The sequence below is a fragment of the Labrys okinawensis genome (assembly GCF_047345005.1).
In the GTDB taxonomy this organism is placed as follows: domain Bacteria; phylum Pseudomonadota; class Alphaproteobacteria; order Rhizobiales; family Labraceae; genus Labrys; species Labrys okinawensis.
Window position 1 is genome coordinate 740,397 of sequence record NZ_CP178864.1, and the last position, 21,245, is coordinate 761,641.

Annotated in this window: 27 protein-coding genes; 26 read left to right on the top strand and 1 reads right to left on the bottom strand. The window is 66.3% G+C overall.

The genetic code is table 11. The features are described from left to right. Positions 1 to 89: 89 nt before the first annotated feature. The 5 genes from ACMDCR_RS03550 (at position 90) to ACMDCR_RS03570 (ending at position 3,722) form a co-directional block, all read left to right on the top strand. Entirely contained in the window at positions 90 to 1,019 is a 930-nt protein-coding gene (locus ACMDCR_RS03550; protein ID WP_413991200.1) for a DUF2493 domain-containing protein, read from the top strand. Positions 1,020 to 1,695: 676 nt separating this feature from the next. Next, positions 1,696 to 1,863 (top strand): hypothetical protein, encoded by a 168-nt coding sequence (locus ACMDCR_RS03555; RefSeq protein ID WP_413991201.1) that lies wholly within the window; start codon positions 1,696 to 1,698, stop codon positions 1,861 to 1,863. A gap of 148 nt (positions 1,864 to 2,011) precedes the next feature. Then, on the top strand, positions 2,012 to 2,452 hold the full coding sequence (locus ACMDCR_RS03560) for a hypothetical protein (protein WP_413991202.1): 441 nt from the start codon (positions 2,012 to 2,014) through the stop codon (positions 2,450 to 2,452). Positions 2,453 to 3,044: 592 nt separating this feature from the next. After that, positions 3,045 to 3,371 (top strand): DUF736 domain-containing protein, encoded by a 327-nt coding sequence (locus tag ACMDCR_RS03565; RefSeq protein ID WP_413991203.1) that lies wholly within the window; start codon positions 3,045 to 3,047, stop codon positions 3,369 to 3,371. A 138-nt stretch (positions 3,372 to 3,509) separates the two neighbouring features. Further along, on the top strand, positions 3,510 to 3,722 hold the full coding sequence (locus ACMDCR_RS03570; RefSeq protein ID WP_067732649.1) for a helix-turn-helix domain-containing protein: 213 nt from the start codon (positions 3,510 to 3,512) through the stop codon (positions 3,720 to 3,722). 10 nt (positions 3,723 to 3,732) lie between these two features. Here ACMDCR_RS03570 and ACMDCR_RS03575 read toward each other — a convergent pair whose 3' ends face one another. Then, on the bottom strand, positions 3,733 to 3,987 hold the full coding sequence (locus ACMDCR_RS03575; RefSeq protein ID WP_413991204.1) for a helix-turn-helix domain-containing protein: 255 nt from the start codon (positions 3,985 to 3,987) through the stop codon (positions 3,733 to 3,735). Positions 3,988 to 4,214: 227 nt separating this feature from the next. On the opposite strand from ACMDCR_RS03575, the gene ACMDCR_RS03580 reads away from it, so the two are divergent. The 21 genes from ACMDCR_RS03580 (at position 4,215) to trbL (ending at position 21,243) form a co-directional block, all read left to right on the top strand. After that, complete coding sequence (locus ACMDCR_RS03580) at positions 4,215 to 4,478, top strand: DUF2285 domain-containing protein (protein ID WP_413991205.1); 264 nt, start codon at positions 4,215 to 4,217, stop codon at positions 4,476 to 4,478. 120 nt (positions 4,479 to 4,598) lie between these two features. Next, positions 4,599 to 4,808 (top strand): transcriptional regulator domain-containing protein, encoded by a 210-nt coding sequence (locus ACMDCR_RS03585; RefSeq protein WP_413991206.1) that lies wholly within the window; start codon positions 4,599 to 4,601, stop codon positions 4,806 to 4,808. Between the two features lie 37 nt (positions 4,809 to 4,845). After that, the gene (locus ACMDCR_RS03590) at positions 4,846 to 5,385 is read left to right on the top strand and encodes a DUF2285 domain-containing protein (protein ID WP_413991207.1); all 540 of its coding nucleotides are present in this window, start codon (positions 4,846 to 4,848) and stop codon (positions 5,383 to 5,385) included. Positions 5,386 to 5,584: 199 nt separating this feature from the next. Further along, on the top strand, positions 5,585 to 5,836 hold the full coding sequence (locus tag ACMDCR_RS03595; RefSeq protein WP_413991208.1) for a helix-turn-helix transcriptional regulator: 252 nt from the start codon (positions 5,585 to 5,587) through the stop codon (positions 5,834 to 5,836). A 14-nt stretch (positions 5,837 to 5,850) separates the two neighbouring features. Then, a complete protein-coding gene (locus ACMDCR_RS03600; protein WP_413991209.1) occupies positions 5,851 to 6,966 on the top strand; it encodes a replication initiator protein A in 1,116 nt (371 codons plus the stop codon). Continuing rightward, positions 6,963 to 7,601 carry a ParA family partition ATPase gene (parA, locus tag ACMDCR_RS03605; RefSeq protein ID WP_413991210.1) on the top strand — a complete coding sequence of 213 codons (639 nt, stop codon included), beginning with the start codon at positions 6,963 to 6,965 and terminating at the stop codon, positions 7,599 to 7,601. The genes ACMDCR_RS03600 and parA overlap by 4 nt, the downstream gene beginning before the upstream one ends. After that, positions 7,598 to 7,846: a hypothetical protein gene (locus tag ACMDCR_RS03610; protein ID WP_413991211.1), complete on the top strand. Its 249-nt coding sequence runs from the start codon at positions 7,598 to 7,600 to the stop codon at positions 7,844 to 7,846. The genes parA and ACMDCR_RS03610 overlap by 4 nt, the downstream gene beginning before the upstream one ends. Further along, positions 7,843 to 8,361: a DUF2840 domain-containing protein gene (locus tag ACMDCR_RS03615; RefSeq protein ID WP_413991212.1), complete on the top strand. Its 519-nt coding sequence runs from the start codon at positions 7,843 to 7,845 to the stop codon at positions 8,359 to 8,361. The genes ACMDCR_RS03610 and ACMDCR_RS03615 overlap by 4 nt, the downstream gene beginning before the upstream one ends. After that, positions 8,358 to 8,903, top strand: a complete 546-nt coding sequence (locus tag ACMDCR_RS03620; RefSeq protein ID WP_413991213.1) for a S26 family signal peptidase — start codon at positions 8,358 to 8,360, stop codon at positions 8,901 to 8,903. The genes ACMDCR_RS03615 and ACMDCR_RS03620 overlap by 4 nt, the downstream gene beginning before the upstream one ends. 35 nt (positions 8,904 to 8,938) lie before the next feature. Continuing rightward, the gene (locus tag ACMDCR_RS03625; RefSeq protein ID WP_413991214.1) at positions 8,939 to 9,274 is read left to right on the top strand and encodes a DUF736 domain-containing protein; all 336 of its coding nucleotides are present in this window, start codon (positions 8,939 to 8,941) and stop codon (positions 9,272 to 9,274) included. A gap of 4 nt (positions 9,275 to 9,278) precedes the next feature. Continuing rightward, positions 9,279 to 9,995, top strand: a complete 717-nt coding sequence (locus ACMDCR_RS03630) for a lytic transglycosylase domain-containing protein (protein WP_413991215.1) — start codon at positions 9,279 to 9,281, stop codon at positions 9,993 to 9,995. Positions 9,996 to 10,349: 354 nt separating this feature from the next. Continuing rightward, positions 10,350 to 12,089, top strand: a complete 1,740-nt coding sequence (locus ACMDCR_RS03635) for a relaxase/mobilization nuclease domain-containing protein (protein WP_413991216.1) — start codon at positions 10,350 to 10,352, stop codon at positions 12,087 to 12,089. Between the two features lie 41 nt (positions 12,090 to 12,130). Further along, positions 12,131 to 14,113: a conjugal transfer protein TraG gene (locus ACMDCR_RS03640; RefSeq protein WP_413993816.1), complete on the top strand. Its 1,983-nt coding sequence runs from the start codon at positions 12,131 to 12,133 to the stop codon at positions 14,111 to 14,113. 7 nt (positions 14,114 to 14,120) lie between these two features. After that, positions 14,121 to 14,567 (top strand): CopG family transcriptional regulator, encoded by a 447-nt coding sequence (locus tag ACMDCR_RS03645; protein ID WP_413991217.1) that lies wholly within the window; start codon positions 14,121 to 14,123, stop codon positions 14,565 to 14,567. A gap of 203 nt (positions 14,568 to 14,770) precedes the next feature. Next, complete coding sequence (gene trbB, locus ACMDCR_RS03650; protein WP_413993817.1) at positions 14,771 to 15,769, top strand: P-type conjugative transfer ATPase TrbB; 999 nt, start codon at positions 14,771 to 14,773, stop codon at positions 15,767 to 15,769. Further along, entirely contained in the window at positions 15,766 to 16,107 is a 342-nt protein-coding gene (locus ACMDCR_RS03655; RefSeq protein ID WP_413991218.1) for a TrbC/VirB2 family protein, read from the top strand. Before trbB ends, ACMDCR_RS03655 begins: the two co-directional genes overlap by 4 nt. Then, on the top strand, positions 16,107 to 16,382 hold the full coding sequence (locus tag ACMDCR_RS03660) for a VirB3 family type IV secretion system protein (protein ID WP_190260862.1): 276 nt from the start codon (positions 16,107 to 16,109) through the stop codon (positions 16,380 to 16,382). The genes ACMDCR_RS03655 and ACMDCR_RS03660 overlap by 1 nt, the downstream gene beginning before the upstream one ends. Before the next feature lie 7 nt (positions 16,383 to 16,389). Continuing rightward, the gene (gene trbE / locus ACMDCR_RS03665) at positions 16,390 to 18,828 is read left to right on the top strand and encodes a conjugal transfer protein TrbE (protein ID WP_413991219.1); all 2,439 of its coding nucleotides are present in this window, start codon (positions 16,390 to 16,392) and stop codon (positions 18,826 to 18,828) included. Further along, a complete protein-coding gene (gene trbJ / locus ACMDCR_RS03670) occupies positions 18,825 to 19,562 on the top strand; it encodes a P-type conjugative transfer protein TrbJ (protein WP_413991220.1) in 738 nt (245 codons plus the stop codon). Before trbE ends, trbJ begins: the two co-directional genes overlap by 4 nt. Before the next feature lie 8 nt (positions 19,563 to 19,570). Continuing rightward, a complete protein-coding gene (trbK-alt, locus tag ACMDCR_RS03675) occupies positions 19,571 to 19,900 on the top strand; it encodes a putative entry exclusion protein TrbK-alt (protein WP_413991221.1) in 330 nt (109 codons plus the stop codon). Next, entirely contained in the window at positions 19,897 to 21,243 is a 1,347-nt protein-coding gene (gene trbL, locus ACMDCR_RS03680) for a P-type conjugative transfer protein TrbL (protein ID WP_413991222.1), read from the top strand. Before trbK-alt ends, trbL begins: the two co-directional genes overlap by 4 nt. The last annotated feature ends 2 nt before the right edge of the window (positions 21,244 to 21,245 follow it).

Here is a 21,245-nt window from a genome sequence, read left to right on the forward strand (position 1 = left end):
GCGCTGCGGGTGCAAGTCCGTCCCGCCCGCCGCCTTCGTCGCCATGAAGGCCGCGATGGGCGCGGCCGATCCGACGAAGGAAAGCCGCGATGACCGCCGACCACGACGACGATTTCGAGCCGCACCACAGCTCATCCCCGACCGACCAGGTCCTCCACGAACTCCAGCTCTATGGCTACCGTCCCTTCCACGACGAGCCCGACCCCAGGCCGCTTCCCGAAGCGAACATCCTCGCGGGCAGCATCTCCGACATCTTCGACGCCCTCGTGGTGGCGCTGGCCGACACTCGCCTCGAACCCGACCTCGAGGACCTGCTCTGGTCGACTGTGAACGTCTTCCACCGGGCCATCGACCGGATCGAACGCGAACTCGACGACAACGAGCTGGCGCAGCAACGCTCGCAACGGGAACAGGATGGCAGCGAGGTCAAGTCCGTCGAGCTGGAACGCCTGACGGCGGAAGGACAGACGCTGATCGAACGCCGCAACGCCTTCGAGCTGATGCGCGACCAGGCTGCCGACCAATTCGAGCACCACACCCGTTCAACCTGGCGGCCGCGCAACGGGTCGAAGGTCAATCACCGCAATCTGACCTCCGCGATGATCGACAGCCGCGACTTCCTTCACGCCAAGAAGCGCGCCGACAACCAGGTGCTCCTGCCGCCAGGTCCGAAGGTCGCACTCACCGGCGGGCTCGACTTCAACGATCACCGGCTGGTCTGGGCGAAGCTCGATCAGGTCCACGCCAAGCACCCAGACATGGTGCTGCTGCATGGCGGCTCGCCCAAGGGCGCCGAGCTGATCGCCGCCAAATGGGCCGACAATCGCAAGGTCACGCAGATCGCCTTCAAACCCGACTGGACGAAACACGCCAAGGCCGCGCCGTTCAAGCGCAACGACGCCATGGTGGAAACCCTGCCGATCGGGGTAATGCACTTCCCCGGCACCGGCATCCAGGACAACCTTGCAGACAAAGCGAAGAAGCTCGGCATCCCGGTTTGGAAGTTCGGCGGCGCGTAAGCGCCGCCTGAGCTTTCGGCCAAGAACTCTTGCAGAGTCGGCCTGCACTCAGGCTCCTTAGCCGACGATTTGTTCGAAGAACTGGCTCACAGGCACGCTTAGAGCCTTTCCGAATGCGTAAAGTCTTGCGGCTGAAATTCGGTCTGCACCGCATTCGAAGCGGCGAAGCCGACCCACAGAAATCGCCGTCATGACAGCCACCTCCGTCTCGGAACGGCCCAGCCGGAGACGTTCGCGCTGAATCGCATCTCCAACCATCCGGTCGACCTCAGAACGAGGCGGCATCCACCTCCGGCGATCGGAGAAATCGTAAATCACGCTTTCCTCGGGGGCACGTCATCGACCTGCATTGCGCAATTCCATCCGCAACGACGCCACCAGCCTAGCGGTAGGGTACTTGCCTGCCAATCTGAGACCGTCGTCGATCGTCATCATGTTGGCCGCTGAGTTCGTCTGGACACTTCGGCTCCTAGTCCGACTGGGCCCATCCCTCGTTCGGTGGCGCTGATCCTTGGTCCAGCCGAGGGCCTGAGGCCATCAACCCGCAAGGGGTCGGCTTACGCTGGCGCGTGCCGCCGCTCTGTCTTCGCCTTCGCGGTGATTGCGGCCCTCGGTTGGACGCATCGGGCGCCTGTCACGCGGGGATGGTCCCCGCCTCTGCACAGGAGCCGGATCAATGTCTCGAACCCTCGCATTCGCCAATGGCTGGAACCTCTCCATCACCCTGATGGTCTGCGTCATCGTCTTCCATGCTGACGCTGGCAACTTCGGCGTCATGCTGGCCACGGAATATGACGGCGACCCCGGCGCCGTCATCCACGAATTCGACCCCTTCCAACCATGAAGGAGCCGACCGCCACGCACGCTGAACCTGAGAGCGCCAGCGGGATTGCCACTCCCACTGGCGCCTGTTTGCAGCTATGCTCATTCCCGCGCCGTGGTGGTGGTGGAAGGCGCGACCGTCAGACCCTTATCTCACGGAGTACACCGCCATGATCATCTTCGGACCACTACTCGTCATCGTCGGCATCGGCTTCTTCTGCTGGCTGCTGTTCACGCTTGCTGTCTTCGCGCTGCCGTTTTTCGCCGGTCTAACGATTGGCATTTGGGCTTTCCACTCCGGCGCGGGCGTCCTCGGCGGCATCCTGGTTGGGCTCGCCGCCGGAGGCGCAACCTTCGGCCTCGGCCAGCTCGCGCTGGCTTTCGTGCCTTGGACCTGGCTGCGGCTGCTCATCATCCTCGCCTATGTCGCGCCAGCGACCGTCGCTGGCTACAGCGCCACCTATGGACTTGCCCATATGGCGATGCCGTCACCGACCTGGCAGACCATTTTTGCAATCATCGGCGCTATCGCCGTCAGCATCACGTCGTTCGTCCGTTTCACCGGCATAGCCGCGCCCGGACCAGCCGGACAGGGCTTGGCGCGGGGCTGACACCGTCTGGTGTCCGGGGCGGAACCAGATAAGGCATATCGGACGCCCGTGGTCCCCGTCATCGAAGCCGGCCAGAGAGCCGCTCTGGCGTTGAATCTCAGCCCGCCACCGCAGAGTGGCCGAAATCATGCGGCCGACGCAGCCGCGAGGACCAGATGGCGTGCCTACGAAACCCAGCCAACGAGTCGCGTGAAGTCGGGCGCCCAGCCGGAGCTTGCTCTTCGAAGCGGGAGATCCACTGCTGGCCGGGACGGGGCTCGGATCGCCGTGGCATTCACGGGCCCTGACTTTGCGGCGACTCGAAAATCGCCACGTTCCCCTTGATGTCAGCTCTGTCAGGCCGAGCGCACCGAACGGCCTCTTCGATGGATGGATCTGGCCGAAGGCCGGCTAAAGCCTCGACCGCCTAAAGCGCAACAGCCGCGTCAAACTTTCTTCCCCTGCCGGCTGCGCCGTCATTCCTCGCGAAACAAGAAAGCCCTCCTTGGCTGTCAGGCCCCTTCGGGGTGCGCCGTCGATCGCCTCCGGCCTGTCGATCACCATCGAGGCCGCAATGGTGCGGGCTCGGAAACAGAGATCAAGGAGAACTACCATGGCGACCATCGGCACCTTCAAGAAGTCCGGCTCGAACGGCTTCACCGGCCAAATCGTCACCCTCTCAGTCCAGGCCAAGAACGTCCGGATCGTGCCCGAAACCAACCGCTCCGGCGAGAACAGCCCCAGCCACCGCGTCTATGCCGGCCAGGTCGAGATCGGCGCCGCCTGGGCCAAGCGCTCCAACGAGGGGCGCGACTATCTGGGCCTCAAGCTCGACGATCCGAGCTTCACTGCCCCGATCTTCGCCAACCTCTTCGACGACGAGGAAGGTGAGGGCTACAGCCTGATCTGGTCCCGCCCCAACGGCCGCCGGAGCGACTGACCCCGCCTACAATGCCCCGTCCGGCTGGTCCGGGCGGGGCATCGCCTTGTGTTCGAAGAGACCCCCGCCGACCTTGAACGGGCGGAATACCTAGTTTACTAGGTGGCAGTATATTAGGTGGCACGGCGATCTCACCGCATGAGCTTGCGGGAGATCGTCGCCACGAATCTGCGAAGACTGAGACATGCCAAAAGCATGTCGCAGGAGGAGCTTGCCGATCGTGCGGGCATCAATCGCAACTATGTTGGCATGCTGGAGCGCGAACAGCACTCCGCGACCGTCGACATGCTGGAGAAGCTCGCCGAGGTCCTTGAAGCGGACCCTGTCGAATTCTTCCGGCGCGAGACGTGAACCGGAATCGTCACGGAACCTGAGGCTCGACCGCCGCCTTTTTCCGAGCCTTCACGGGCGCGGCGCGCACCAGTTCGGTGGCTTCCACCTCGAGCGCTTCCGCGATCCGGCCGAGCACGGTGACGCTGGCCGAGACGTCGGCGCGCTCGATCCCTCCCACGTATCGGGCGCTCAACCCGGCTCTTTCGGCCAGTTCTTCTTGCGTCATCCTTTTAGCATGACGCAACCGACGCAGATTGATCGCCATGACCTCCTTGAGATCCATGGCGATGATGGAGCCGATATAGGAACTATCGTTCCAGGAATGATCGTTCCGATTCGTACATGCCGCTGCTATTCATCGACGCTGCGGAGGCCACTGTTTGCCATTTTGACGAGCAACGTGATGCGCCCCACGCATCACAGCACAAGTATTCGCGGCGCAAATCTTGCAAAAATTCGCGGTAAATGAATGCTTAGCACATTGCATTGATCTCAAGGGGGCAGATCGCAATGACTGAAGCGCCGTTTCAGGACCGGCCGCCGTACACCGAGCGCGTGAATGCCTATGACGAGCAACATCTCGCAGTCTATCTGCGGTTGCTGATGGCCGAGGAAGAAGGCGCCGACTGGCGCGAAGTTGTCCAGGTGCTCTTTGGCCTCGACCCGGCACGTGAACCGACCCGTGCCAAAACGGTCCATGAGAGCCATCTCGCGCGCGCTCGCTGGATGACCGAGGCAGGATTTCGGCATCTGCTTGAGCCGCGGATGCAGTGAAAAGACACAGCGACTCTGACGGCGTGCAGCCCCGCGCGATGCAACCTTAGGGACTACTTTCGCCGACGAATTTCCGGATCGTGGAGGCCCCCTTTGAGGGACAAAACGAGAGGAAACGCCATGCCAACAGAGTATTGGCGCTCGCCGGAGACGATTGACCGCCTGAACCGCCTCGAACGCCCAGGCTTCGCCGTCGAATTCCTGCGCCGCAACCCTGATTACCGCCGCGACTTCGTCCGCACACAGCGCCAGATCGCGCGCGCCTCCGTCGATGCAGAAACCGCCCAGGTCGGTCTCGCTCGGCGATGGGGGTTGCGTTTTCGCCCATGATCCGAGCCTTCCGGTAGGGGCCGCCCCGGTCGCCTGGTTGCCCGAACTCTCGCCCGGTACGCTGATCCTCGAACCGGCACCGGCAGGGTTCGACCATTTGACGTCGCTTGATGCCACGCAGCTCGGATTGATCGTCGCTGACGATGCAGACGATGAGGGGCGTGAGCTTGTTGTCAACGACGGCTCCGGCGAACTCCACGTCCGTCTGCCGAGCGATCATACCCCCACACGTTCCGCCATTTTGCTGCCGCCCGACATTTCCTTTGAACTTCGGCTCGATGTCGCACTGCGCTTCGTGCGCCGCCTTCGTGGCCAGCGAGTCAAACTTCTTCCTGCCGCGCTTCGCCTTACCGCTTTTCAGAAACGACGGTTGATCGAGCTTCTCCACGCCTTCGACGTTCACGACGCCGGCGGCGGGCCTCGCGACGTCGCGGCGGAAGTGCTGACCTCTGATCACGCCCGGCTTCCCTCCGTCGAATGGAAAGACTCGCACGCACGCCGTAAGGCCAACCGCCTCATCCACGATTCGATCGCCTTGGTCGAAAGGGGCTATCTCAAGCTCTTGCGCGGTCTCTGACGCGTCCGTCGATCTCCCAAACGCCAACGCCACGACACGCGACCGCGCCGGCTACGCTCGTGTTCACCCGCTCGCAAACAAGGGGGGACACATACGGGCGAAAATCTTCGTCCACCCCCAACGCCTGAACTCTCCGCCACCGTGACCCGGACATGCCGCGACTTAGCCGCGGCGCTTCTAGGCAACACGGAGGCATCCAATGGCCGACAGGGCCGCGCAGCTCGCTACGCGCTACGTCCGCACTCACGAGGCCGCGCGCATGCTCGGCATCTCGCCGCGCACGCTGGAGAAATATCGCTCCCATGGCAGCGGACCCACCTTCAGGAAACTCGGCGGCCGCGTCGTCTATGCGGTCGACGACCTCGAAGCCTGGGCCGACCAGGCCGCGTGCAGATCGACGTCGGACCCTCGATACATCGAGGCCCGCGCCGCCGGCCACGCGCATCGCTGACGCGGGGTTCGTCGATGTCGCCCCGCCGCCTCATCACCGCCAGCGAACGGAGCCAGCTCGATCCGTTCGTCGTCGCCACCGGCGACGCCAGCCCACGCGATCAGCGCGACCTGATGGAGCGGCCGTTCTTCTCCCTCGCTAAGGCCAGGCGCACGGCGCCGATCCTCTACGAAGCCGCCGGCGTTCGCGTCGAGGTCTACGCCGTGCCTGAGCACGGCATGGCGACCATTTGGGACGCCGACGTGCTGATCTGGGCGGCGAGCCAGATCGTCGAGGCCGAGAACCTCGGCTTCAAGACCTCGCGCTTCCTGCGCTTCACGCCCTATCAGCTCCTTACCGCGATCGGTCGACAGACGGGCGCCCGCGACTACAAACTGCTGAAGGGCGCGCTGGCGCGCCTACAGTCGACCGTCATCCGCACCACCATCCGCAGCGGCGAACATTGGCGGCGTCACCAGTTCTCTTGGATCAACGAGTGGGAGGAATGCACGACACGCGACGGTCGCGTCGAGGGCATGGAGTTCGTGCTCCCCGATTGGTTTTATCGCGGCGTCATCGATCGCTCGCTCGTTCTCGCCATCGATCCGGCCTACTTCCGACTAACCGGCGGCATCGAGCGCTGGCTCTATCGCGTCGCCCGCAAGCACGCCGGCCGTCAGCCGAAGGGTTGGCTGTTCGAGATCGCCCATCTGCACGAGAAGTCCGGAAGCCTGGTGCGCGTCTCGGATTTCGCGCTCCAGATCCGGCGCATCGCCGCGCGCCAACCGCTGCCCGGCTATCGCCTGCGCATCGAGTGGCAGGGCCGCCGCGAGCTGCTGCGCATCCTGCCGGCCCACCTGTCCACAGTCCCTGTGGATGGCGCTGTGGAAGCGCTCGGGACTTCGCACGCAAACGGTATCGGGACTCCGCACGCAGCCCTATCGGGACTTCGCACGCACGAACCGCAGCTAACGCTCTGGCCAGAAACGGCGATTCCGGGCCTTAACTTAGAGTCTAACTCAGAATCTAACTCTTGTAGTTGGGGCGCGCGATCTGCGGATAAGCCCGCGACCCCTGTAGCGCAGACCGCCGAACAGCCGGCACGACAGCCGTCGCTGCCCCTCAGCCGCAGGCCGGGAGGGAAGCGATGATCGTTGCTCTCCTCAATCAGAAGGGCGGCGTCGGCAAGACCACGCTTGCGCTGCATCTCGCCGGCGAGCTGGCGCTGCACGGCAAGCGCGTCACGCTGATCGATGCCGACCCGCAGGGCTCGGCACTCGATTGGTCCCAGCAACGGGCGCGGGAGAACGTGTCACGGCTGTTCGGCGTCGTCGGCCTCGCGCGCGACACGCTCCACCGCGAAGCGCCGGAGATCGCGCGCACCGCCGATCATGTCGTCATCGATGGGCCGCCGCGTGTCGCGGGATTGATGCGCTCGGCGCTGCTCGCCGCCGACCTGGTGCTGATCCCGGTGCAGCCGTCGCCGTTCGACGGCTGGGCTTCGGCCGAGATGCTGGACCTGCTCCGCGAGGCCCGCATCTATCGCCCTGGGCTCGCCGCGCGCTTCGTACTGAACCGCTGCGGCGCGCGCACGGTGATCGCCCGCGAGACGGCGGAGACGCTCGCCGATCACGACCCGCCCGTGCTCACCAGCACCATCGGCCAGCGTGTCGTCTTTGCCGACGCCGCGCAATCCGGCCGCCTCGTATTCGAGCTGGCCGAGCAGAGCGCCGCGGCGCGCGAGATCGCCGCGCTCGCCGCTGAAGTCGCGAGGATCACGCCATGAGCGCGAATGGAGCCCGACGCGGCTTCGCCGCCCGGCCCGGCGACGCCGAGAGCTGGATCAAGGCGCCCGACGCCCGTCGTGGCGACGAGCCCTCCGCCTTCACCGCGCGCCTGACGATCGACATTACGCCGGTGCTGCGCGGCCGGATCAAGGTCGCCGCGTTCCAGCGCGGCGTCACCGTCGCCGACATGCTGCGCGACCTCCTGGCGAGCGAATTTCCCGCCGATCCCGGAGAGAGCTCATGAACGACAACGAGCCGTCGCCGCCGCGTGTCGTACCGCCATCGCATCGGCGCACGATCGCTCTCACCCATGTCGAGCTGACCTGGATCGAGAAGAAGATCGAGCACTGGCTGCGCTTCGGCCGGCGCGCCGAGGAGAAGATCCTCGATCGCCGCCGCAGCATCTCCAGTTTCAAGCCGGGCAGTATCTTCGCGTTCGTGCGCTGGGCGGCGAACGACTACGGCACCGTCATCTCACGCATGGATATCGTGCGCGCCGTCGAGCCTGGCGCACGTTTCCAGACGCTGCCGTTCGTGCGCCCCGGCGGCGAGATCCTGCTGCGCGTCGATAGCTGGCCGAAGGTCGAGCGCGTGCTGCAGGCGATCGACGCCGTCGAGACACTCGACATCGATCCCACCGACGCCGCGCCGGAATACTGGCGCCATCTCCACAACCGTCTCGCCGCCGGCCATGAGCCGCGTCCCTACACGCGCGATCAGCATGCGGCCTGGCTCAAGCGCAGGAGCGTCACGCTATGACCCGCTTCGGCTACGTCATGACGACGTATTTCGCCATGCTCGTCTTCATCGGCTTGGCCTTCGTCCATCCCGCGCCACGCCTGATCTGGAACGCTACGGCGAGTACCCCGACCGGGCTTTATGCGCTACGGCCGGCCGGACATCTTCGCGCGCTCGAGCTCGTCGCCGTGCGCGCGCCCGAACCAATCGCCAGCTACCTCGCCGATGGCGGCTTCCTGCCCAAGGGCGTGCCGCTGCTGAAGCATGTGATGGCGGTGCCTGGGCAGACCGTGTGCCGCGCAGGCGACGCCATCACGGTCGATCATATCGACGTCGGCGTGGCGCGCGAGCGCGATCATCTCGGCCGCCCGCTGCCGCGTTGGAGCGGCTGCCACACGCTCGGCCTCAACGAAGTCTTCCTCATGAATCCGACCGTCCCAGACAGCCTGGACGGACGCTATTTCGGCCCGCTTCCCACCACCGCGATTGTCGCCCGCGCGGTCCCCTTGTGGACCGACGAGGCCGGTGACGGCCGCTTCGTGTGGCGCGCCGCCACCGATTGACCCGCTTCTCAACCCGCCAACAACGGAGGTTTCCCATGGCGCAGATTGGTCAGTTCACCCGCGATAAATCCGGTTTCACCGGACGCATCCAGACGCTGTTCTTCTACCGAGACCTTTCCCTCGTTCCGGCCGAATCCTCCGATGCCGAGAATGCGCCGGACTACCGTATTCATATGGGCGACGGCGAAGGGCCGGAGATCGGCGCGGGCTGGAAGCGCACCGGCGAGAAGGCCGGCGAATACGTCTCGCTCGTCATCGACGATCCCGCACTCTCGCAGCCGATCCGCGCCAACCTGTTCCAGTCGGGCGACGACAAGTCCGCCTGGGTGCTGAATTGGAACCGCCCGCCGAAGCGCGGCGATCGGGGCTGACCGCATGCGGCGCGCGCTACTTCTGCTCGCCAGCATGACGGCGCTCAGCATGCCCGCTGTCGCCGTCCACGCTCAGGCGGCGCCCATGGCGGTGCGGTCGGCGAGCGATTCCTACGCCGACCTGATCGCCGAAGCCGCTCAACGCTTCGCCATTCCGGCAGCATGGATACGGGCGATCATGCGCATCGAGAGCCGCGGCGATCGGCGCGTCGTCTCGGCCAAGGGCGCGATGGGCTTGATGCAACTCATGCCCGAAACCTGGGCTGCGCTGCGCGCTCGCTACGGCCTCGGGCGCGACCCGTTCGATCCGCACGACAACATCCTGGCGGGCGCGGCCTTCCTGCGCGAGATGCACGACCGCTACGGATCGCCGGGATTCCTCGCGGCCTACAATGCGGGGCCTGGGCGATACGAGGACTACCGCGATCGGCATCGTCCGCTGCCGCCCGAAACCGTCGCTTATGTGGCGGCGCTCGTCCCTTTTGTCGGGGACGGCGCGACCGATGGGCCTGTCCTCGTGGCGGCCTCCGATCCGTCGTCTTGGACAATGGCGCCGCTCTTCATCGTGCGATCGGCAAGCGCTGAACCTGTCGATCGCGCGGCAGCCAAACCGCCGTTGAACGACACGCCGCCCGCCGTCGCGGTGCGCGACCTGTCGGCCATCGCGCCGCAATCCGATGGGTTGTTCGTCCACATTTCCGCAGCGGGGCCGAAGCCGTGATCTCGCTGCGCCCCCTTCGTCGTCCCGCCACGTCGCCTCGGTCAGCTCGTGGCTTTCCTGTCGGCTCGGCGGCTTCCGACGTCTTAAGCGACCCCATCGCAGCTACAGGGCGCGATTTCGTAGGCAGGCGAGGCACAGCGTTCTTCCGGGAAGAAGGAAGGGCAGGCAGGGGAGGAGCGCAGAAACCAACCGACCGAGGGCCAGATAAAAGGCCGCAACGTGCGGCTCGGTCGGTTGGTTGTTTTTGCTTGGGTTTTTCACTGATACGGCAATGTGCGGCGTTCGCCCGCACTGTGCGCGCGGCCTGCAATCCCCTGCCAGAGCTGGGTTTTCCGCACATTGCGGGGACCGGCGATGGCTGACGAGAACGACTTCCAGCCCCGGCCAGGCCGCATCCGATCATCGCGCAGCCAGCGCGCCAAGCCGTTCATCGCCCAGGCGCTCGCTGCCGCCCAGCGCGCCGGCGGCGGCATCTCGCGGCAGGGTCTGCTCCGAAGCGCGAGCCGCTCGACTTTCGGGCGGGGCCGGGCCGCCAGCGTCCGGGCGAACCGCTTGCTGACCGGCCGCTCGCGGCTGGTGACGGTCAAGACCCGCGTGGTCCGTCACACGGCGCGGTCCGCGCCGCTCGCCGCCCATCTCGGCTATCTCCGGCGCGAGGGCGTCACCCGGGACGGGGAGAAGGCGCGGTTGTTCGGTCCCGAGACCGATGACGCCGATCCCAAGGCCTTCGCCGAGCGATGCGAGAAGGACCGCCACCATTTCCGCTTCATCGTCTCGCCGGAAGACGCGCCAGAGATGGCCGACCTCCAGGGCTTCACCCGCGAGCTGGTCGGCCAGATGGAGAAGGATCTCGGCACGAAGCTCGACTGGGTCGCCGTCGATCACTGGAATACGCAACACCCGCACGTCCACATCATCGTGCGCGGCGTCGCCGACGACGGCCAGGACCTGGTCATCTCGCGCGACTACATCAAGGAAGGAATGCGCGCCCGCGCCCAGGACCTGGTCACGCAGGAACTCGGCTTGCGCAGCGATCTCAATATCCGGCACGCGCTCGAGCGCCAGGTCGAGGCCGAGCGCTGGACCCAGCTCGATCGGCAACTTGCTCGCGACGCCAATCGTCATGGCATGATCGACCTGGCTGCCGGTGCTGCTCAGCAGCCCGACGAATTCCAGAGTCTGAAGATTGGACGGCTGCGGCATCTGGAGAGCCTCGGCCTCGCGCATCAGATCGGCCCCGGCCAGTGGACCATGGAGGCGGCCGCAGAGACGACGCTGCGCGAACTCGGCGAACGCGGCGACATCATCAAGCGCATCCACCGCGGCCTGACCGAACGTGGCATCGAGCGGGCGACCGCGAGCTACGTCCTCGCCGCCGAAAGCCTCGACGTTCCCATTGTCGGCCGGCTGGTCGATCGCGGTCTCGACGACGAGTTGAAGGGCACGGCCTATGCCGTGGTCGACGGCGTTGACGGCCGCACCCATCACATCAGATTCCCCGATCTCGACGCCGCCGGCGACAGCGCGCCCGGCTCCATCGTCGAGCTACGCAAGTTCGACGACGCGCAAGGTCGCCGTCGGGTCGCGCTGGCCGTTCGGTCCGATCTCTCAATCGAGAACCAGGTGACGGCCAGCGGCGCGACGTGGCTCGACCGGCAGGCGGTCGCCCGAGATCCCGTGGCGCTCGGCCAGGCTGGATTCGGCGCCGAGGTCCGCGACGCCATGGAGCGGCGGGCCGAGCAGCTCATCGAGCAGGGCCTCGCAGAACGCCAGACACGTGGCATCGTCTTTTCCCAGGGCCTGATCGGAACGCTCCGGCGTCGCGAGGTCGAGACGTTGGGCGAGCGGCTCGCAGCCGAGACGGGTCAGCCGTTCAATCAAGCCGCGGCCGGCGAGTATGTGGCCGGGGCCTATCGCCAGCGCTTCGCGCTCGCCTCCGGGCGCTTCGCCATGATCGATGACGGCCTCGGCTTCCAGCTCGTGCCCTGGACGCCGTCGCTGGAGAAGCAGCTCGGCCGCCACGTCTCCGGTGTCAGCCGTGCCGACGCCGGAATCGATTGGGACTTCGGCCGCAATCGGGGACTCGGCCTGTGAGCGATCCCACCCATCAACGATTTCAGGAAAGGACGTCTGCTGTGTCCGCGACAAAGATTCTCTGGGGCCAAGTCATCACCGTCTTCGCGATCGTCCTGCTGGCGATCTGGACGGCAACCGAGTGGACGGCCTGGCGCCTCGGCTTTCAGCCGGAGCTTGGGCGGCCGTGGTTCGAGGTGCTGCATTTCCCCTTCTATCTCCCGCCGGCGTTCTTCTGGTGGTGGTACGCCTACGATGCCTATGCGCCGTCGATCTTCATCGAGGGCGCCTACATCGCCGCGTCAGGCGGATTGATCGCTGCGGCCGTGGCGATCGGCATGTCGGTCTGGCGTGCCCGCGAAGCGAAGAACGCCGAGACCTACGGCTCTGCCCGCTGGGCGCAACCGAAGGAGATCGAAGCCGCTGGACTCAGCGGCCCCGATGGCGTCGTGCTGGGCCGCTACCAGCGCAGCTATTTGCGCCACGACGGACCGGAGCATGTGTTGTGCTTCGCGCCGACACGATCGGGCAAAGGCGTCGGCCTTGTCATCCCGTCGCTCCTGACCTGGCCCGGCTCGGCGATCGTCCATGACATCAAGGGCGAGAACTGGCAGCTCACCGCCGGCTTCCGTGCCCAGCACGGCCGCGTGCTTCTGTTCGATCCGACCAATGCGAAGTCATCGGCCTACAATCCGCTGCTCGAAGTGCGGCGCGGCGAGTGGGAGGTGCGCGACGTTCAGAACATCGCCGACATCCTGGTCGACCCCGAAGGCAGCCTCGAGAAGCGCAATCACTGGGAGAAGACCAGCCACGCGTTGCTGGTAGGCGCGATCCTGCACGTCCTCTATGCCGAGGAGGATAAGACCCTCGCGGGCGTCGCCGCATTCTTGTCCGATCCCAAGCGGCCGATCGAGTCGACCTTGTCGGCGATGATGAAGACCGCCCACCTCGGCGAGGCCGGCGTCCATCCCGTCGTTGCGTCGGCGGCGCGCGAGCTGCTGAACAAGTCCGGCAACGAACGGTCGGGCGTGCTCAGCACGGCCATGTCATTCCTCGGTCTCTATCGCGATCCCGTCGTGGCTGAGGTCAGACGGCGATGCGACTGGCGGATCGGCGACATCGTGGCAGGCGAGCGGCCGACGACACTGTACCTGGTCGTACCGCCATCGGACATCAATCGGACCAAGCCGCTGATCCGGCTGATCCTCAATCAGATCGGGCGCCGGCTCACCGAGGACTTGCTAGCCAAGGCCGGGCGGCGTCGCCTCCTTCTGATGCTGGATGAATTCCCGGCGCTCGGCCGCCTCGACTTCTTCGAGTCCGCGCTGGCCTTCATGGCGGGCTACGGGATCAAGAGCTTCTTGATCGCCCAGTCACTGAACCAGATCGAGAAGGCCTACGGCCCCAACAACTCGATCCTCGACAACTGCCATGTCCGCGTCAGCTTCGCCACCAACGACGAGCGGACCGCCAAGCGAGTGAGCGACGCACTCGGCACAGCAACCGAGATGAAGGCGATGAAAAACTACGCCGGCAGTCGATTGTCGCCCTGGCTCGGCCACCTGATGGTCTCGCGCTCGGAAACCGCGCGTCCGCTGCTGACCCCCGGCGAAATCATGCAGCTCCCACCCGCCGACGAGATCGTCATGGTCTCGGGGTTGCATCCGATCCGCGCGAAGAAGGCGCGCTACTACGAGGACGCTCGCTTCCAAGAGCGCATCGTGCCCCCGCCCGTGTTGGCACAGCCGAAAGAGGGACGGCCCGACGACTGGAGCGCCCGTCCGCTGCCGCCGCGCCCGCCGTCGCCGGCGGCGCGCGATGGCGAGGAAGCTGACGATGAAGATCCGAAGAACGCGGATCGCCGCAGGCAGCCGGAGTTGAGCCAGGAGACTATCGAAAAGAAAGAGCCGATCGAGAACGAGTTCGCGCTCGACCCGGCCGACGAGCTGGAGGACGACGCGCCCCGGATCGGCCGGATGAACGACCTGATGCAGGGCATCGCCCGCCAGGCCTCGCTCGATCCGGGCGACGACCTCGGACTGTGAGGGCCGGATGACGGCGCCGAAGAAAAAGGCCCAGGTTTCGGTCTATCTCGACCCGGACGTCATGAAGGCGCTGTCCGCCTACGCGGCGCGTCGCGAGCAATCGATGTCGATCGTTGCCGAGGCGGCCATCGCATCGTTCTTGTCACCCGATGCCGACGAGCGACGCGAAGCGGCGATCGCCAAGCGCCTCGACCAGCACGATAGGCGCCTGGCGCGGCTCGAGCGTGACGTCTCGATCGGCGTCGAGACCCTCGCCTTGTTCATCCGCTTCTGGCTGAACACAACGCCGCCGCTCCCTGAGCCGGCCGCGAAGGCCGCGCGCGCCCAGGCCGGCGCGCGCTACGACAACTTCATCGCCACGTTGGGCCGGCGCCTCAACGAGGGGCCGAAACTTCGGCAGGAGATTCCGGACGACGTCTCGGAGCACTCCGCCAGCGGGTTTTCCGAATCGTAATCGCCGAACCAAATTCATTCCGTGGTGCGGCGAAAGAAGGCGAGTACCCGAAAAGGTCCATCGCACCCAGCAAGTCTTATTTCTCTGCTCTACGCTCGGTCCCTACGACGACTGAATACTTGTTGAACAGCCCCATTTCTTGCCTCTTCTAATCGTCCCCGTCGCTAGTCGCGTCTCGCGATTGGCCAATGACGGGGACGATCGTGGCGGTCACACCACTTCATTCCGAGGCCTTCTCCCGCGGTGCGCGCATGCTGCGCACCGCGCTCGGTCCCGCGATCGCCGGCTTCCTCGAAGACCCCTCGATCGTCGAGGTAATGCTAAACCCCGACGGCCGGCTCTGGATCGACCGGCTGTCGGGCGGTCTGGAGGATAGCGGCCGCACCCTGTCCGCCGCCGACGGCGAGAGGATCGTGCGCCTGGTCGCGCACCATGTCGGCGCCGAGGTTCATGCCGAGCGCCCGCGTGTCTCGGCCGAGCTGCCCGAGACGGGCGAGCGGTTCGAGGGACTGCTGCCGCCGGTGGTCGCCGCGCCGGCTTTTGCGATCCGCAAGCCCGCCGTCGCCGTCTTCACCCTCGACGACTATGTCGCCGCCGGCATCATGCTGGCCAGCCAAGCAGCAGCACTCCGCGCCGCCGTCGCAGACCGCAAGAACATCCTCGTCGCCGGCGGCACATCCACCGGCAAGACCACGCTAACCAACGCCCTTCTGGCCGAGATCGCCGGCACCGCGGACCGGGTGGTGCTGATCGAGGACACCCGCGAGCTGCAATGCCGCACCCCCAACTTGGTGGCCTTGCGCACTAAGGACGGCGTCGCCTCGCTGTCCGATCTGGTCCGCTCCTCGCTGCGCTTGCGGCCCGATCGTATTCCAATCGGCGAGGTGCGCGGCGCTGAGGCGCTGGATCTTCTGAAGGCGTGGGGCACCGGGCACCCGGGCGGGATAGGCACGATCCACGCCGGCACCGCGCTCGGTGCGCTGCGCCGCCTCGAGCAGCTCATCCAGGAAGCCGTTGTCACCGTCCCCAGGGCGCTGATCGCCGAGACGATCGATCTCGTCGCGGTGCTGCGCGGACGCGGCAGCGAACGCCGCCTTTCCGAACTCGCCTTCGTCGCCGGTCTCGATCCCGCCACCGGCGACTACCGCGTCCAGTCCGCCTTGGCGGGCGGCGACCCCTTGCCCCTTGGAGACCCATCATGATCCGCATCCTAGCTGTCGCACACTTTTCGCGTCGTCGCCTGGCCGAGCTCGTCACGCTTGCCACTCTGTCGATCGCCTTCGCCCCGGCGGCTTACGCCTCAGGCTCCTCGATGCCGTGGGAGACCCCGCTCAACTCCATCCTGGAGTCGGTGCAAGGGCCTGTCGCCAAGATCATCTCGGTGATCATCATCACGGTGACCGGCCTGACGCTCGCCTTTGGCGACACCTCGGGCGGCTTCCGCCGGCTCATCCAGATCGTGTTCGGTCTGTCGATCGCGTTCGCCGCGTCGAGCTTCTTCCTGTCCTTCTTCTCCTTCTCCGGCGGAGCGCTAGTCTGATGGCCGCGATCGTCGATCCCGACGTGCCCGGCTTTTTCGCGCCGGTCCATCGCGCGCTCACCGACCCGATCCTGATGGGCGGCGCGCCGAGAACCGTCGCGATCGCCAACGGCACGCTCGCGGCGGCGATCGCCCTCGGCCTCCGCCTCTGGATCCCCGGGACGCTGATCTGGGCGGTGGGTCATGCCGCCGCCGTCTGGGCGGCGAAGCGCGATCCGCAGTTCGTCGACGTGGTGCGCCGGCACCTTCGTTACCCGGCCCATCTCGGCGTCTGAGGCTCCGATGCTAAACCTTGCCGAATACCGCAATCGCCCCACGACCCTCGCAGACTTCCTGCCTTGGGCGGCCTTGGTCGACGAAGGCGTCGTCCTCAACAAGGACGGCTCGTTCCAGCGCACAGTGCGCTTCCGCGGCCCGGACCTCGACAGCGCGACGCCGGCCGAGCTGGTGAGCGTCACCGCCCGACTCAACAATGCCCTGCGCCGCCTCGGCTCCGGCTGGGCGATCTTCGTTGAGGCGCAGCGGATCGCGGCCCAGACCTATCCGCACAGCCGATTTCCCGACCCGGCCTCAGCGCTTGTCGATCTCGAGCGCCAGGACGCCTTCGAGGAAGCCGGCGCGCATTTCGAGAACCGCTACTACCTCACCTTTGTCTGGCTGCCCCCCGCCGAGGACGCCTCGCGCGTCGAAGGCTGGCTCTACGAGGGCCGCGCCCAAACCGCCGTCGATCCCTGGGAACTGCTGCGCGGCTTCGTCGATCGGACCAACCGCGTCATCCAGCTCGTCGAGGGCTTCATGCCGGAGGTAGCCTGGCTCGATGACGGCGACACGCTGACCTACCTCCATTCGACCATCTCTACCCGGCAGCAGCGCATTCGCGTCCCCGAGACGCCGATGCACCTCGACGCGCTGCTCGCCGACGAGCCGCTTGCTGGCGGCCTCGAGCCCCGCCTCGGCGCCCATCATCTTCGCACGCTCACCGTCGTTGGATTCCCGACCGTGACCCATCCCGGCATCCTCGACGAACTGAATCGGCTTGCCTTCCCGTACCGCTGGTCCACCCGCGCGATCCTGCTCGACAAGACCGAAGCGGTGAAGCTGCTGACCAAGATTCGCCGGCAGTGGTTCGCCAAGCGCAAGTCGATCGCCGCGATCGTCAAGGAAGTGATGACCAACGAGGCGTCGACGCTGGTCGACTCCGATGCGGCCAACAAAGCGGCCGACGCGGACCTCGCGCTTCAGGAGCTGGGCTCGGACGATGTCGGCCAGGCTTACGTCACCGCGACCGTCACCGTCTGGGACGAGGACCCCGGCCTCGCGGCGGAGAAGCTCCGCCTCGTGGAGAAGGTGATCCAGGGCCGCGACTTCACCTGCATGCCGGAAGGGGTGAATGCGCTGGAGGCATGGCTCGGGTCCATTCCCGGCCATGCTTACGCCAACGTCCGCCAGCCGCCGGTCTCGACCCTGAACCTGGCGCACATGATCCCGCTCTCGGCGGTCTGGGCCGGGCCGGCGCGCGATGAACACTTTCAGGCGCCGCCGCTGCTCTACGGCAAGACGGAAGGTTCGACGCCGTTTCGGCTGAGCCTGCATGTCGGCGACGTCGGCCACACGCTGATCGTGGGCCCGACCGGCGCGGGCAAATCGGTGCTGCTGGCGCTGATGGCGATGCAGTTTCGCCGCTACCGCAACAACCAGATCTTCGCCTTCGACTTCGGCGGCTCGATCCGCACCGCGGCGATCGCCATGGGCGGCGATTGGCACGATCTCGGCGGCAGCTTGTCCGCCGGCTCCGAGCATTCGGTGTCGCTGCAGCCGCTCGCCCGAATCGACGATCAGACCGAGCGCGCCTGGGCGGCGGAGTGGGTGGCCGCAATCCTTGCGAAGGAAGGCGTCACCATCGATCCGACCGCAAAGGAACACGTCTGGTCGGCGCTGACCTCGCTGGCATCGTCGCCGGTGCAGGAACGCACGATCACCGGCCTCGCTGTCCTGCTGCAATCGACGGCGCTGAAGCAAGCGCTGCAACCATATTGCGTCGGCGGCGCTTCCGGACGGCTGCTCGACGCCGAGACCGAACAGCTCGGCTCCGCACCTGTCCAGGCCTTCGAGACCGAGGGCCTGATCGGCGCCGGCGCGGCGTCCGCTGTGCTGACCTATCTGTTCCATCGCATCGAGGGCCGCCTCGATGGCCGGCCGACGCTCCTCATCATCGACGAGGGCTGGCTGGTGCTCGACGACCCGGCCTTTGCACAGCAGCTTCGCGAATGGCTGAAGACGTTGCGCAAGAAGAACGCCTCCGTCGTTTTCGCCACGCAATCGCTGTCCGACATCGACGGCAGCAATATTGCGCCGGCGATCGTCGAAAGCTGTCCGACGCGCATCTTCCTGCCGAACGAGCGCGCGATCGAGCCGCAGATCACCGCGATCTATCGCCGCTTCGGCTTGAACGATCGCCAGATCGAGATCCTCGCGCGCGCCGCGCCCAAGCGCGATTACTACTGCCAATCCCGCCGCGGCAATCGCCTGTTCGAGCTGGGCCTCGGCCCGGTTGCGCTCGCCTTCTGCGCGGCGTCGTCGAAGGCCGACCATGCCGCGATCGAGCGCGTCGTCGCCGAATACGGCCGCGATGCCTTCACGGCCGCTTGGCTCGCGGACCACGAGCTTCTGTGGGCCGCCGATCTCATCCCTGACCTGACCAACCTGGAGACGTCATCATGATCAAGCTGCGCCATCTGGCGGCGGCAAGCGCCGTCGTGCTCACCCTGGCCGTCGCCGCGCCGCCCGCGTCGGCGCAGTGGGTCGTCTACGACCCGACCAACTTCAGCCAGAACGTGCTCACTGCGGCACGCGAACTGCAACAGATCAACAATCAGATCCAGATGTTGACCAACCAGGCGACCAGTCTGGTCAACCAGGCGCGCAATCTCGCCAACCTGCCGATGTCGACGCTGACGCAGCTTCAGTCGTCGATCGCCCAGACCCAGTCGCTACTCGGTCAGGCGCAGAACATCGCCTTCAACGTCCAGCGCATCGAGCAGGCCTATTCGACGAGCTACGGCTCAGCCGCCGGCACGGGCTCGACCACGGCCATGGTCGCCAACGCGCAGCAGCGCTGGCAGAACTCGGTAGGCGCCTTCGAGGACAGCCTGAAGATTCAGGCCGGCGTCGTCGGCAACATTCCGACCAATTCCACCGCCATGACCTCGCTCGTCACGGCCAGCCAGAGTGCGACAGGCGCCTTGCAGGCCGCGCAGGCCGGCAACCAGCTTCTGGCGCTCCAATCGCAGCAGCTCTCCGACGTGGTGGCTGTGCTTTCGGCGAAGAGCCGCGCCGATGCTCTGGAGCAAGCGCGCGTAGCCGCTGCCGAGGCGCAGGGTCAGCAAAACTATAAGAACTTCTCGACGCGCAGCGGCTACCAGCCCGGCAACGTCACTATGTTCAAAGGCAACTGAGGCGCGCGATGCTGGGCAAGTCGGAGATCTTCCGCGCCGCCGCGATCGTCGCCCTGGTCGCGTGCTTCATCGCGGCTCTCGCCGCGATCAATCGGCGCCCGTCGGCGCCCGCCGTCGAGACCACGCCGACCACCATCGCTCCGACACCCGATGACCTCTCGGCCGAGCTGCGCCGTTGTAGCGCGCTCGGTCCTCAGGACGCCGAAGACCCGCATTGCGTCGCGGTCTGGGAGGAGAACCGCCAGCGATTCTTCGGCAGGCCGGCGCGGCCGTTGCCGCCACAAACGCCCCCGGGCGCCGCCGCGCCGGCCACCCCTTCTTCAGGAGATGCGCGATGAACAACGTCGGCGTCATCGACACCTTCCTCAACACCTTCACGACCTACATCGATTCCGGCTTCGGACTGATCAAGGGCGAGGTCACCTACCTGTCGTCGACGCTCATCGTCATCGACATCACGTTGGCAGGGCTGTTCTGGGCTTGGGGCGCCGACGAGGATATCCTACAGCGCCTGGTGAAGAAGACGCTCTACATCGGCTTCTTCGCCTTCATCATCACCAACTTCAACAGCCTCTCGGCCATCGTCTTCAACAGCTTCGCCGGGCTCGGCCTGAAGGCCGGCGGCTCATCGATCTCCACCGCCGATTTTCTGCGCCCGGGAAAACTCGCCCAGGTCGGGCTCGATGCGGGTCAGCCGCTGCTCGACGCGGCCAGCCAGATGATGGGCTTCACCAGCTTCTTCGCGAACTTCGTGCAGATCGCGGTGCTGATGGTGTCGTGGCTCCTGGTGCTGATCGCCTTCTTCATCCTCGCGGTGCAGCTCTTCGTCACGCTGATCGAGTTCAAGCTGACGACGCTCGCCGGCTTCATCCTCATTCCCTTCGCGCTCTTCAACAAGACCGCCTTCCTTGCCGAGAAGGTGCTTGGCAACATCGTCGCCTCCGGTGTGAAGGTGATGGTGCTGGCCGTCATCGTCGGCATCGGCACAGGCCTCTTCTCGCAGTTCACCCAAACCTATGCCGGCGGCCAGCCGACGATCGAGCAGGCGCTCTCCGTGGTGCTCGCGGCGTTGGCCATGCTCGGTCTCGGCATCTTCGGCCCCGGAATCGCGACGGGCCTCGTGTCCGGCGCTCCGCAGCTCGGGGCTGGCGCCGCCGTCGGGACCGGCCTTGCGGTCGCCGGCACGGCAATGGCCGGCGTGGGCGCGCTGGGCCTAGCCGGAAGGGGAGCGATGGCGGTGGCCTCCGGCACGGCCGCTGCTGCCCGTGGCGGCGCGGCGATGGCGGGTGGCGCATCCTCCGCCTACAGCCTCGCCTCGGCCGGCAGGTCTGGAGCGGGTGGGGTCGCAGCGGGTCTTGCCGGTGTTGGACGTGCAGCCGCGTCCGGCGCCGCTGGGCCCGTCCGCCGCGCCGCCAACTCCATGCGCGAGAGTTTCTCAGCCGGCGCCAGGTCCAGTTTCGCGGCCACCGGCGGCTCCTCGACGGCGGGCACGATCGGCGGCGCAGAAACCGCCGACGCCGGCTCCTCCGGTGGCGGGGACTCATCCGGGCCGCCGGCCTGGGCACAGCGCATGAGGCGCAATCAATCCATGAGCCACGGTGCACAGGCGGCCGTCCAGGCTCTCAGGTCCGGCGATAGCCATGGCGGCGGCCATTCCGTCGATCTCTCGGGAGGAGAATAGGA